This is a genomic window from Pontimicrobium sp. MEBiC06410, from assembly GCF_053601615.1.
This window is the reverse complement of record NZ_JBSHNT010000155.1, coordinates 22,391-36,051: the sequence shown is the minus strand read 5'-3', so window position 1 is coordinate 36,051 and position 13,661 is coordinate 22,391. Positions and strand designations below refer to the sequence as shown.

Genomic DNA, 13,661 nt, shown 5'->3' with positions numbered 1-13,661 from the left:
ATTACGTTTTGGTAACTTAAAGAAAAGTGGTATTATACAAAAACCGATTAAAAAGTATATTTTTAATCGGTTTTAATTTATAGTTTTTATACCTAAATTTTAAAATCCAAATCCTAAAGAGACTTGTAATACTCTATTTTTAGGCTGCCCATCATCATAAATTTCGCCTAATCCTAAATAGTATCTTACGCCTAAACTAACATTAGATTCTGTTTTAAAGCCAACTCCAAAATTAGCACCATAATCAAAGCTATTAGGGTCAAACTCTTGTTCTACATCAAATAGATTAAAACTACTATCAAACTCTTCCTTATGAGAAATAGCAAAACCTATTTGTGGTCCAGCTTCTAAATAAAAATTAGAGGTTGGGTATAACTTTAATAGTACTGGTAAGTTTATATAGTTTAGCTTTTGTGTGAAAACACTATTATTATTTCTTATTTCATAGCCTTGCTGAGAGTATAAAAGTTCTACTTGCAATGCTACAGCATTACTTACAAAAGATTCTCCATAAAACCCTACATGAAATCCATGTCTCTGGCTAGTGTCACCACCGTTTTCAAACTTTACTGATGCTAAATTATAACCTGCTTTTATTCCTGCGTTAGATTCTTTTTTGTCGTCTTGCGCGTTTACCATTAGTATGGTACAAAAAGATAATGCTATTGTTAAAATGTATTTGTTCATTGGTTTTTTATTTTATGTTGAATATATTATATGTTTTTATCTTGAGTTAGCAAAATTATCATGTATTATTTACCGCCATTAGCTTGTAAGTCTGCTATGCATTGGGCATCTAGCTGAGGAATTTGTCCTCCTGAGACCATACCACCAATACCACTTCCTGTCTCTGCTTGCCAAAACATTAGGCAGTCATTCACATCACAGTGTTTAGGGTGTGCAGCATCTTCATGATTGCTCTGCAAATCGGCTCCTAAATTTGTTAATCCTAAAATATGACCAAATTCGTGATGTATTACTGTTGATTCTAGCACACTTCTATTTGGCTCTAAAGGCTCATTACTTAAATCGTGAATTGTTTTTTCGAATATAACAAAAGAAGTATTTCTATAGGCTGTTCCTAATACTACATTATTGCCAGAATTGCTTGCCGAAGCTCCATCTGCAAAAAACACCCATACTGCTATTGTGTTTCCAGAGTTATATTGAGTTCTGTTAGCCTCTTCTAAATTTACTATTTCTTGTATGGAGTAGGTTGTATTACCTGGAGGTGCTATAGCTCGTTCTTGTACAGTTATTCCGTTTGGTTTAAATGTTCTTGCTTCTAAAAATGATATAAAATTGTTTATTGCAGTCTGTGTTGGCTTAAAGCCCTCTACATAAACAAGTTCTATAACCATGCTTGTATAAGTATCGTCCGACAATAAATCTCTTGATGAACTTCCTGTTACTTGTTGATTCGCCGTTGTATTATTTTGATTATTTCCTGTACCTCCATTAGTATTATTTTCATCGTCCTTAGAGCAGGAATACAGTAATATTACAGCGATAAATAAAATAATTCGTTTCATAAATAATTAGGTTAAAATTAAACTGTCATCTTAATTCTTTTTTACGATGACAGTTTAATCATGATTTAGAGTTTGTAAAAATAATAAACTATGTACTTTGAAAGAATTTTCTTTTATAAGTAATATGTTTTATATTAATATTTTTACTAATTAACAGTGTTTAAAACTAATGTTATTGCTGTATTGGTTGTACTTTGTAAAGAGACCGAGTTATTGCTAAAACTAGTAACCTCCCAGTTTTGATTTAATAACGTAAAGGTTGCATTTCCTGAAAAATTTAAGTTTAAAAATACTTCTGTTTCAGACGTTACCTCATAGGTTCCTTCTACATCTTCTATTGTAGTGTTTACAGTATTTTCTGCTACCATTGTTAAATCGTTAGCAAAATCTATAGTAAATTCAGCATAATCATTAGCTGTATCTATACCAGAGTTAACAAAAGATTCTATTTTAAATATATTATTTACTAATATTTCTTCTAAAGCATTTAAATTTTCTTCTGCTTCTTCCATTTCATTTTCATGATCCATGCATTCTTGAACACTGTTTTGTAATTCAGAATCACTAGCTATTGTAGTGGTTACTTCTCCTGCAGTTACAGCTGTAATTGGGTAGCTTACTGTAAACAACTCGTTTTCATCAAAATTATTAATATAAGTAAACAACTGCTCTTCACTTTCTAAGACAACACTCCCCGTTTGGTCTAAATTCAAACTATAAGTTAAAATTGTCATTGGAAACTGGATATCTATACAAGATAAGGCATCTTCGGCTTGGTTTTCTGCTGTTTCGCATGCATCTATAACAGCATCAAACTCCGATTGATTAGATATTACCACTTCAGTATAATTACTTAATTGAAGTGAAAAAGGGAATTGTAACGTTACATTATCTTCATCTGTATTAAATTCGGCTAAAATAGCTGTTACTGTTTGGTAGTCAGATTCACTTACAAGGGTTACCTCTGTATTATTTACTGTTGCAGTTACAGGAAAAAGTACCGTAGCACAAGATACACCATCTAAAAAGTCATCAAACGAACCATCTAACATTGCAGATCGTTTTAAATTGGTTGCTGTTTGCGAATTTGCAGTGTTAGCATTAGTTGTTGGGTTTTGTCCTGTTTCTTCACTAATTTCATCTTGGCATGATGTAAATGTTAGTAAGGCTGTTAAAAATACTCCTGTAATTAATTTTAAGTTTTTCATAATTTTATTTTTTTTTAGATCATTAGTTTTTTATTGTAAATTTTATTTTTCAATAGCGAATCTTCGCCCATTTGTACTTTAGACACATACTTTTTAATTTACCCCACCTTTGTAAATATTTTTTTTTAGTTTACATTGCTATTTCTTTATTTTAAACTTATCATATAATGAGTAATAAGATGCTTTGCGAGGATGCTTTTTTTAATAATTTTTATTTAAAGCACATACAACATGCTACTAATTTTGCATTTTATAAGTGTGGTGATAGTAATGAAGCATTAGATTTAGTACAAGATGCCTTTTCTAAATTATGGGAAAACTGTGCTAATGTAGATTTAAATAAAGCTAAGAGTTACCTTTTTACATCTGTTAATAATTTATTTCTAAATAAAATTAGACATCACAAAATTGTATTAGAGTATGCAAAAGCGGCACCTTATGTAGATATTAATAATCAAAACCCAGAATATTTATTAGAAGAAGAGGAGTTTAAAACCAAATTACAAGATGCCATTGCCTTATTATCTGTTAAACAAAGGGAAGTTTTTTTACTAAATAGAATTGAAGGTAAAAAATACAGAGAAATTGCAGAGTTACTGGGTATTTCGCAAAAGGCAGTAGAAAAAAGAATGTCTTCTGCTTTGACAAAATTAAAGCAAACAATAGGAAACATATAAATTAAGGTAGGGTAATTTAAATAGTGAGTGTCCTAAAATTGAAGGTATTATAAAATGAAAAACGAAAAAGACATATTAAAATGGTTAGATAATGAACTTTCTAATGACGCTGTAAAAAACCTAAAGCAAATAGAGGATTTTGAAGTATTAGAAAAAATAGCGCATTATAGCTCTCAAATGCAAGCTCCAAAAGTTGACGCACATAAACTGCTAGAAGAGTTTAAAGTAAAGCATAAAACGAAGACAAAAACTAAGTCTTTAAATTTTGCACGCTTTTACAAATACGCTGCACTACTTATAGTGGCATTAACTGCTGGCTATTTTATATTTAATACTAATAACACCAATTTTAATACTGCTATTGCAGAAACAGAAGTTATAACGCTTCCAGATAATTCAATAATAACCCTTAATGCTGTTTCTAAGTTAAGTTATAATGCTAAAGAATGGGAAAAAGAAAGACACTTAAATTTAGAAGGAGAAGCTTTTTTTAAGGTTAGTAAAGGCCAATCTTTTACTGTAGACACAAATGCAGGTGTTGTAAAAGTACTTGGCACACAATTTAATGTAAAAGAACGTAAAAATTATTTTGAAGTGCAATGTTATGAAGGCTCTGTTTCTGTTACTTATAACAAAACTAACATGGTTTTAACTCCTGGAAAATCGTTTAGGGTTGTTAATGGTAATATAGACCCTGTTAGTGATTTTAAAACACTAATGCCTTCTTGGTTAAATAAAGAATCGACCTTTGTTAAAGTACCTTTAGAGCACGTTATTACTGAATTAGAAAATTATTACGATATTAATATTATTACTAAAGCTATAGATAAAAGCATTTTATACTCAGGTTCTTTTTCTCATACTAACAAAGAAGTTGCATTACAAGCCGTTACTATACCATTAAAACTAAGTTATAAAATTGATGGCAATACGGTTACTTTTTACAAATATGAAAGCGAATAAACACCTTGTCTACATACTTGTTACAATTACACAGTTTTGTTTTAGTCAAGTAGCATTAGAACAAATACCACTTGTAACATTTTTAGAGACCACAGAGACTAAGTTTAATGTAAAGTTTTCCTATGCTTTTAACGATGTTTCTCACGTAAATATAACACCTCCTAAAGACCGTTTAAACCTTGAACAAACCCTTATTTATCTTAACAAAAACTCGCTTTTAAACTTTAAAAAGTTAGATGAACGCTATATTACTGTTTCTGTTTTAAACAAAGTTATTACTATCTGTGGTGTTATAAAAAACAGTGCTAACGAGCAGCCTTTGGCTGGTACATCTATTGTTATAGAAAATACTTCTAAAGGCACTATTAGTAATTTTTCTGGAGCATTTCAATTAGATAATGTGCCTTTAAATAGTACCGTTTTTATTTCCTATTTAGGGTATAAAAGTATACGTATTAATACCAACACACTTTTTAAAAGTGAGCTAGATAATTGCAATATTATTAGACTTATTGAAGACGATGTTGAGCTTAATGAGGTAAATATTACTAAATATTTAACAACAGGTTTACAAACACGATTAGATGGAAGTACTGTACTTAACACTAAAAAATTTGGTATTCTTCCTGGTTTAATAGAGCCCGATATTTTACAGTCCATACAAGCTTTACCAGGAGTTGAAAGTACCGATGAAAGTATTTCTAATATTAACGTTCGTGGTGGCTCTAATGATGAAAATTTGATGTTATGGGACAACATAAAAATGTATCATTCTGGCCATTTTTTTGGACTTATTTCTGCATACAATCCTAATTTAACTAATAAAGTTATTGTTAGTAAAAATGGTACAAGTAGTCAATATAGTGATGGGGTGTCTAGCACTATAAATATGTATACTAAAAACAATATAAGTAATACTTTTTCTGGTGGAGCTGGCATTAATTTAATAAGTGCCGATTTATTTTTAGAAATTCCTATTACCAAAAATCTTGAGTTCCATGTTTCGGGGAGACGTTCCTTTACAGACATTTTATCTACACCTACTTACGAAAACTATTTTAATAGAAGTTTTCAAGATAGTGACATTAACACTTCTCTTGAAAATGGTACAACCGCTTCTAATTTTAACTTTTATGATTACACTTCCAAAGTATTATATAATATAAACGATAATCATAAAATTAGGGCAAATATTATAGGTATTAATAATACTTTAGATTACTCAGAGACTATAAACTCTGATAACGAAACATCTACTAAATCGAGTAATTTAAAACAAGAAAACCTTGGTATAGGAGCTACTTGGATGGCACATTGGTCTCCTAAACTAAAGACAGAATTCATTACATATTATTCTAAATATAATGTAGAGGCTTCAGATTTAAGAAAAGAAACCAATCAATTATTACTACAAGGGAATGAAGTCTTAGAGACTGGTGCGAAATTAAATATTAATTATAAATGGTCCAAGCAGTTCAACTTACTTTTAGGCTATCAATTTAATGAAACGGGTATATTAAACAGAACCAGTGTTTCTATCCCGTTCTTTAATCGTGTTAATAAAGAGGTGTTAATAAATCATGCCTTATATACTGAAGGCGAGTATAATAATGGTTCAACCTATTTAAGAGGTGGTGTTCGTGTTAATTATTTTCAAAAATTTAAACTTCTGCTTGTAGAGCCTCGCATTAATATAAGTCAGCGTTTATCTCATCAATTTTCTTTAAAGCTAGAAGGGCAATTTAAAAATCAAACAGCAACTCAAATAATAGATTTTCAGGATGATTTTTTAGGTGTAGAAAACAGGCGTTGGATTTTAGCTAACGAAAACGATATACCAATAACAACAAGTAAGCAGGGGTCAATGGGAATTCTTTTTAAGCAAAATAATTTTAATTTAGAATTTAAAGGATTTTATAAGTTAGTAGAAGGCATTACGACAAGAAATCAAGGCTTTTATAATAATTTTCAATTCCTTAATGCTTCTGGCAATTATACCGTAAAAGGGTTAGAGTTTTTAGCTAATAAAACAGCAGAAAATTATAGTGCATGGCTTAGTTATACTTATGCAAAAAACGATTATGAGTTTAAGCAATTTACGCCTTCTATGTTTCCAAACAATGTAGATATTAGACACTCTGTTTCTTTAGCTTTTAACTACTCTATACTAAAGAATTTAAAAATAGCTCTTGGTGGCATCTGGCGATCTGGGCAACCTTTTACTAAACCTTTAGATGGAAATGAGACAATACAAGATGGTAATAATACTTTTGTTAATTACGATTTACCAAATAATGAAAATCTACCAAGTTTTATGCGTTTTGATACGTCTTTAAGTTATTCCTTTCAATTCTCTAAAACAACAAAGGGTACTATAAATGCAGGTATTAAAAACGTAACCAATCAAAAAAACATTATTAATCGCTATTACGAAGTTAATCGTGAAGATTCTGAAAAAACGATACAAATAGATAACTTATCGTTAAAATTAACTCCAAATGTTAGTTTTAGAATCGCTTTTTAAGTTAAAAATAAAATCCAAAACTACCAGTAACTCCAAATTTTCTAGCATCTGGATTGGTTTGCGGGTTTAAGTAATTCCCTCTAAAGTTGAAATCTAATCTAAACACTTTAAAAATATTACCAATACCAATACTATATTCGTAATAAGCTTCTTTTGTAGGTGCTTTATAGATTAATCCAGAAGCGTTTAAATCTCTATTAGCTTGAGAAATATCTCCAACAACTGCTCTAAACCCAGCAATGGCTCTTAGGTTATACTTTTTTAAGAACGGTATTCTTGAGAATAAACGACCATTAAAATTATGCTCTACATGTAGCGTTGCATACTCATCGGTTACAAATTCATAAAAATCTAATTGAGAGAACGTGTTATAAATAGAGAAATAGGTTTGGTTTCCTGGTACCACACTCATTAAACCTAATGGAACTTCTCCAAAGGTTTTACCAACTTCTACTGTAGTATATAATCTACCAAAACCACCAATGGCCCAAGGTTGTAAATAGGAAAATTGTAATTTGGTGTAATCGAAGTCTCCATTTAATATACTTTTATCTCCTCGTGTTACTTGTGCAAATAGGCGAGCAAAGTCATCATTTTTAGTTCGGCGTTCTACACCAAAGCCTGTCATTTCTCGTTTAGGAAAATACGATAATGAAAAGGCTGTTTCAAATTGTTTTATCTCAGACTCTGTAGTTGTTTGTGTTGCGTCTGTATAATAGTCTAAACTAAAGGTTGGCGATGCCGACTCTAACGTTCTATAGGTTCCGCTAAGGCGAGTTATAAAGTTTCTAAACGGTTCTGCTTCTATGGCTAATGTGGTTAGGTTAACATTAGTCAACTTATCGTTAACACCTGTTCCTACAACCGATGACGAAGCTAAACTACGTCCTAAAACATCCGTAGATGTTGTTAAACTGGCTCCTATTTGTTCTACATCTCTCCTATTTCCTCCAGAGATTATAAAACGACTCTTTTTATCGAGTAGCCATTTTCCTGAAATACCATATTTAAATTTATCATCTTTAAATCCGTAAGCTAAAAAACCTTCAATACGCCATAAATCGTTCTGCCCAAAATAGGTTCTTCCGCCACCTCGTAGTCTTAAACCTTCTACATCATTATAGCCAAAGGTTGAAAAAATTGGTCCGTAATCTAATTTTAACTCAGGAAATTCAATATAACCAGATGCTAGAATGCTTCCTAAATTATATAAGCGTTTAAACTTCTTGGTTTTCTTTAAAGAGTCTAACATAGTATAAACCCCTTTTTCGTCCTTACTTAAGGATTCCATTCTGTTTTTCTCCCAGAATTCATCACTTTGGTTATATAGGTCTTCATCGAAACTGTATACTTTTTCTTTGTAGAATTTTTGATCTTTTTCTACATCAAATTTATAGTTATCGTAAAGTGTTGTTCGCTTACCGTAAATTCCTTTAGATTTTTCCTTTTTGTTAAAGGCGAAATCCGACATAAAATAATCTCGCTTTATTAAAAATACAGAATCATTAAGGACATCAAATTCTTGCTCTATATATATTTCTTTTACCCAGTTTATATTAGCGCTTTTAGAGGCTTGCATATTAATACTTTTAATAGCAAACGTAGTATCTGCCACCCAAAAATCGCCTTTAAAAGTTAGTTCGTTTTTACGTCTAGGGTAATATATAATGTTGTAACACCATTTATTATCTATAAAAGTACTATCGGATAATACATAGTTATAGGTTTGTATTCCTGTTCTAGATATTGGACTTGTAAAGCTTTTATCGAAAAATTTTAAATAGTTATTATAAACATCGTAATCAGAATATAAGTCGTCCACAAAATCTATAATTACTTGATTATTGCTAAACCCAGAGTTTTTATTACCTTTTAATATTTCTCTGTTTTGTTTTGTTACATTATCTCCGTATACCTCACTAGATTTTTCATTAATAAACATTGGCAAGTACGTTTTCCCCGTTACTTTAGAGGTATCAACTTGGTCAAACACAAACTCCATCCCTTTAAATAGCTTACTTTTTATAACCGAACTGTCTATTGTATTAAGATCGAACTCTACTTTTTCGTATTTATCGTATTGGTATTGTTTGTATTGTTTTAAGCCATTACTACGTTTGTTTGCCCATATTTTCCTTAATATATCAATGGCTGGATTATTCTTTTTAGGCTGTTTCCCAGATACAATTACCACTTCATCTAAAGCCGCAACAGCTTCTTTTAAAGTGAATTTTAAATTATAATTTACACGTTTTTCTAGCTTAATAGTTTGAGTCTCGTAACTTATAAAAGAGACTTCAAGTGTGTCATGGTTTTCATCACTTTCTAAATAAAATTTTCCGTTTTCATCCGTAATTGTTCCTTTACTTGTTCCTTTAAATATAATATTGGCATAGGCTACAGGTAAATCGTATTCATCAAAAACGTAGCCACTAACTTTTGTTTGCGCTAAAACGGAAAGACATCCGAAGCAAAAAAAGAAAAACAGTAATTTATATCTATTCATGTAATGGTTTTAAAAAGAAAAACTTCATCAACAATCGTGCTAATGAAGTTTAAATAACGTAAAAAAATATTATTTATTAGTACAATTCTATCTGTACATTACTTTTTTAACAGCTTTAACAACATCTTCACTATTTGGTAGCCATTCTGCTAACAATACTGGAGAGTATGGTGCAGGAGTATCTGCTGTGTTAATTTTTACAACAGGAGCATCTAAATAATCGAATGCTTCAGATTGTACAATGTATGTTAACTCTGTTGATACATTTCCAAATGGCCATGCTTCTTCTAAAACTACTAAACGGTTAGTTTTTTTAACAGATGCTAAAACTGCAGCTTTATCTAAAGGTCTTACTGTACGTAAATCTATAATTTCGCACGAAATTCCATCTTTAGCCAATTCGTCTGCTGCTTTGTAAGCTTCTTTTATAATTTTACCAAAAGAAACAATAGTTACATCTGTTCCTTCTCTTTTTAATTCTGCAACACCTAATGGAATAGTGTATTCTCCTTCTGGCACTTCACCTTTATCTCCATACATTTGCTCACTTTCCATAAAAATTACTGGATCATCATCACGAATGGCAGATTTTAATAGTCCTTTTGCATCATAAGGGTTAGAGGGAACTACTACTTTTAATCCTGGTGTATTTGCAAACCAGTTTTCAAAAGCTTGAGAATGCGTTGCTGCTAACTGTCCTGCAGAAGCGGTTGGCCCACGAAATACAATTGGACATTTAAACTGCCCACCAGACATTTGTCTAATCTTAGCTGCATTATTTATAATCTGATCAATTCCAACTAAAGAGAAGTTAAATGTCATGTATTCTACAATAGGTCTATTACCCGTCATAGTAGAACCAATTGCTACACCTGCAAAACCAAGCTCTGCAATTGGTGTATCTATAACACGTTTAGGTCCAAACTCGTCTAACATTCCTTTTGATGCTTTGTATGCACCGTTATATTCTGCGACTTCCTCCCCCATTAAATAAATGCTTTCATCTCTGCGCATTTCTTCACTCATCGCTTCAGCTATTGCTTCTCTAAATTGAATTGTCTTCATCTATTCTTTTTAATTGAAAAGCAAAAATAAGAATTCACGTAAAACTATTAAATAAATAATAGTTTTAAATTTAGTTAAAAAAGACTTTTTTTTATACTTTAAGTAAAATTCATTAATCATTGCTATGAAAAACCACTACTTTTCTTTTTATATTACTAATTGTATTTTAAAATAGAAGATATCAATATTTATGAAAAAGAAGGTAATCCATGCCTACAAATATCTAATATAAAAGACAACAGTCTATTTATTGAAGTTTTTTCTACCTCAGGTAAATTAATCCTCGAAAAAACAACATTGGAGAATAATAAAATAAAGATTGATTATTATCCTTCAAGTCTATATATAATAAAGGTATTTGATAAAGATAATAGAAGTAAATTATTAAAAACATAAATAACCTCATTTTACTTTTCTTATAAATTTGCTATGCATGCATAGCATTTATTACAAATAAAATAATTATCTTCGTAACCTCAATAAATTAGACCTCTTTTAGAGGAAAATAAAAATTAAAAATTAGCTATAAATAGCAGTTACTATATCGTTTTAGTAACGTTTTATAGTTAAAGCAAATAAAATCAAAAAAATATGAAAATCTTAGTGTGTATTAGTCACGTTCCAGACACTACATCAAAAATTAATTTTACTGATGGTGATTCTAAATTCGATACCAATGGTGTTCAATTTGTTATTAACCCAAATGACGAATTTGGTTTAACACGTGCTATGTGGTTTAAAGAAAAACAGGGAGCAAGCGTAGATGTTGTTAATGTTGGGGGTCCAGAAACTGAACCTACACTTCGTAAAGCATTAGCAATAGGTGCAGACACCGCTATTAGAGTAAATACACCAGCTACAGATGGTTTTCAAGTAGCTAAAGAACTAGCAAAAGTTGTAAAAGATGGTGGTTATGATTTAGTTATTGCTGGTCGTGAATCTATTGATTATAACGGAGGGATGGTACCAGGTATGTTAGCAGAATTAACTGAAGCAAATTATGTAACAAACTGTATAAATTTAGAAATTGATGGTACTAATGCTACAGCTTCAAGAGAAATTGACGGAGGTAAAGAAACGGTTTCTACAACATTACCATTAGTTATTGCTGGACAAAAAGGATTAGTTGAAGAGAGTGACTTACGTATTCCAAATATGAGAGGAATTATGATGGCTCGTAAAAAACCTTTAACCGTTGTAGAAGCAAGTGCTTCGAGTGCAGAAACGACAACACTTAAATTTGAAAAACCAGCTCCTAAAGGTGCAGTTACTTTAGTAGATGCAGATAATTTAGATGAGTTAGTAAACTTACTTCATAACGAAGCTAAAGTAATTTAGTTGTAAACTAAGTTATCCTGAACTTGATTTAGGATCTTTTAAAGTTTACGAAAACATTAAATGAGATTCCTGCCTTCGCAGGGATGACAAAAAAAAGAAAACATTATGTCAGTTTTAGTATATACAGAATCAGAAAACGGAAAATTTAAAAAAACAGCATTCGAGGTCGCATCTTACGCAAAAGCAGTAGCCGATCAATTAGGAACCTCTGTGACTGCTGTAGCAGTAAATGCAAATGATAGCTCAGAACTAGGAGCGTATGGTGTAGATAAAGTATTAAACGTATCTAATGCCGATTTAAATGACTTTAATGCAAAAGCTTATGCAGCTGTTGTAAAACAAGCAGCAGAAAAAGAAGATGCTAAAGTTGTTATCGTTAGCCAAAGTGCAGACAGTAAATATTTAGCGCCAGTTTTAGCAGTAGGATTAAATGCAGGATATGCCTCTAATGTTGTAGAAGCTCCATCAAACACAGCGCCTTTTACTGTAAAACGTACAGCATTTACTAACAAAGCATTTAATTTAACAACTATAGATACAGATGTAAAAATAGTAGGTGTTTCAAACAATGCATTTGGTTTAGTAGAAAATAATGGTAGTGCAACTACAGAAGATTTTTCTCCAGTACTTCCTACTTCAGGTGTTAAAGTAGAATCTGTAGACAAAGCAACAGATAAAGTAACCATTGCAGATGCAGAAATAGTAGTTTCTGCTGGACGTGGAATGAAAGGCCCAGAAAACTGGGGAATGATTGAAGAATTAGCAGATGTATTAGGTGCTGCAACTGCATGCTCTAAACCTGTTAGCGATTTAGGATGGAGACCTCACTCTGAGCACGTAGGGCAAACAGGAAAACCAGTTGCATCAAACTTATACATTGCTATTGGTATTTCTGGAGCAATACAACATTTAGCAGGAATTAATGCTTCTAAAGTAAAAGTAGTTGTAAATACAGATCCAGAAGCACCTTTCTTTAAAGCTGCAGATTATGGTGTTGTTGGAGATGCTTTTGAAGTTGTTCCACAATTAATAGAAAAATTAAAAGCTTTTAAAGCCACAAACGCATAATTTTTTATAAATTTAAGTTTAATTATCAAAGGGCTGTTTAAATTTAATTTTACAAACTTTAAAGTCATATAAAATTTGTAAAATTACAGTGACAAAAAATCAAATCTGTAATTTACAGTTGGTAAAGTCCAAATTTAAACAGTTCTTTGCGTTTTATAAACTATGAGTCTAGTACGACTAAATATTAAAGGAATATCATACAGCCAGACACAAAATGGCGCTTATGCATTGATATTAAACGAAGTAGATGGAGACAGAAAGCTCCCTATTGTTATTGGTGCTTTTGAAGCCCAATCTATTGCTATTGCATTAGAAAAAGAAATTAGACCTCCAAGACCGCTTACTCACGATTTATTTAAAAACTTTTCTGACCGTTTCGATATAGTTGTAAAACAAGTTATTATACACAAACTTGTAGATGGAGTATTTTATTCTAGTTTAATTTGCGAACGTGATAAAATAGAAGAAATTATAGATGCAAGAACTAGTGATGCTATAGCTTTAGCATTACGTTTTCAAGCACCAATTTTTACTTATAAAAATATTTTAGATAAAGCTGGAATATATTTAAAAGTAGACCCTACCAAAGAAGAAGAAACAGAAGAAGACAGTATTTTAGTAGAAGATATTCTTAACGAAGATCTAGAACCTACACCTTTGCAAGACAACTACGCAAAACACTCCCTTGAAGATTTACATAACTTATTAGACGAAGCCGTAAACAATGAAGATTATGAAAAAGCCGCTAAGCTTCGTGACGAGATATCTAAACGATAACTA

Annotated in this window: 12 protein-coding genes; 7 read left to right on the top strand and 5 right to left on the bottom strand. The window is 31.1% G+C overall.

What is annotated here, in order from left to right; translation table 11 throughout:
- Positions 1–99: 99 nt before the first annotated feature.
- The 3 genes from ACVC08_RS11225 to ACVC08_RS11215 all read right to left on the bottom strand — a co-directional run bounded on the left by ACVC08_RS11225 (position 100) and on the right by ACVC08_RS11215 (position 2,740).
- Positions 100–687 (bottom strand): porin family protein, encoded by a 588-nt coding sequence (locus ACVC08_RS11225; protein WP_452598208.1) that lies wholly within the window; start codon positions 685–687, stop codon positions 100–102.
- 65 nt (positions 688–752) lie between these two features.
- On the bottom strand, positions 753–1,532 hold the full coding sequence (locus tag ACVC08_RS11220) for a membrane metalloprotease (protein WP_452602093.1): 780 nt from the start codon (positions 1,530–1,532) through the stop codon (positions 753–755).
- A gap of 146 nt (positions 1,533–1,678) precedes the next feature.
- Complete coding sequence (locus tag ACVC08_RS11215; RefSeq protein WP_452602092.1) at positions 1,679–2,740, bottom strand: hypothetical protein; 1,062 nt, start codon at positions 2,738–2,740, stop codon at positions 1,679–1,681.
- Between the two features lie 167 nt (positions 2,741–2,907).
- Between ACVC08_RS11215 and ACVC08_RS11210 the strand changes: the two genes are divergently transcribed.
- The 3 genes from ACVC08_RS11210 to ACVC08_RS11200 are packed head-to-tail and all read left to right on the top strand — an operon-like array spanning position 2,908 to position 6,904.
- Entirely contained in the window at positions 2,908–3,417 is a 510-nt protein-coding gene (locus ACVC08_RS11210; protein ID WP_452602091.1) for an RNA polymerase sigma factor, read from the top strand.
- A gap of 54 nt (positions 3,418–3,471) precedes the next feature.
- On the top strand, positions 3,472–4,380 hold the full coding sequence (locus ACVC08_RS11205) for a FecR family protein (protein WP_452602090.1): 909 nt from the start codon (positions 3,472–3,474) through the stop codon (positions 4,378–4,380).
- Positions 4,367–6,904, top strand: coding sequence for a carboxypeptidase-like regulatory domain-containing protein (locus tag ACVC08_RS11200; protein WP_452602089.1), 2,538 nt, complete (start codon positions 4,367–4,369; stop codon positions 6,902–6,904). Before ACVC08_RS11205 ends, ACVC08_RS11200 begins: the two co-directional genes overlap by 14 nt.
- 1 nt (position 6,905) lies before the next feature.
- Here ACVC08_RS11200 and ACVC08_RS11195 read toward each other — a convergent pair whose 3' ends face one another.
- On the bottom strand, positions 6,906–9,410 hold the full coding sequence (locus tag ACVC08_RS11195) for a DUF5686 family protein (RefSeq protein ID WP_452602088.1): 2,505 nt from the start codon (positions 9,408–9,410) through the stop codon (positions 6,906–6,908).
- 87 nt (positions 9,411–9,497) lie between these two features.
- On the bottom strand, positions 9,498–10,475 hold the full coding sequence (locus ACVC08_RS11190) for a pyruvate dehydrogenase complex E1 component subunit beta (RefSeq protein WP_452598215.1): 978 nt from the start codon (positions 10,473–10,475) through the stop codon (positions 9,498–9,500).
- A 159-nt stretch (positions 10,476–10,634) separates the two neighbouring features.
- On the opposite strand from ACVC08_RS11190, the gene ACVC08_RS11185 reads away from it, so the two are divergent.
- From ACVC08_RS11185 to ACVC08_RS11170, 4 genes are all read left to right on the top strand, one after another.
- Positions 10,635–10,871: a T9SS type A sorting domain-containing protein gene (locus tag ACVC08_RS11185; protein ID WP_452602087.1), complete on the top strand. Its 237-nt coding sequence runs from the start codon at positions 10,635–10,637 to the stop codon at positions 10,869–10,871.
- A gap of 195 nt (positions 10,872–11,066) precedes the next feature.
- Positions 11,067–11,813: an electron transfer flavoprotein subunit beta/FixA family protein gene (locus tag ACVC08_RS11180; protein WP_452596882.1), complete on the top strand. Its 747-nt coding sequence runs from the start codon at positions 11,067–11,069 to the stop codon at positions 11,811–11,813.
- Between the two features lie 105 nt (positions 11,814–11,918).
- The gene (locus tag ACVC08_RS11175) at positions 11,919–12,881 is read left to right on the top strand and encodes an electron transfer flavoprotein subunit alpha/FixB family protein (RefSeq protein WP_452596881.1); all 963 of its coding nucleotides are present in this window, start codon (positions 11,919–11,921) and stop codon (positions 12,879–12,881) included.
- Positions 12,882–13,043: 162 nt separating this feature from the next.
- Positions 13,044–13,658: a bifunctional nuclease domain-containing protein gene (locus ACVC08_RS11170; protein WP_452596880.1), complete on the top strand. Its 615-nt coding sequence runs from the start codon at positions 13,044–13,046 to the stop codon at positions 13,656–13,658.
- Positions 13,659–13,661: the final 3 nt, after the last annotated feature.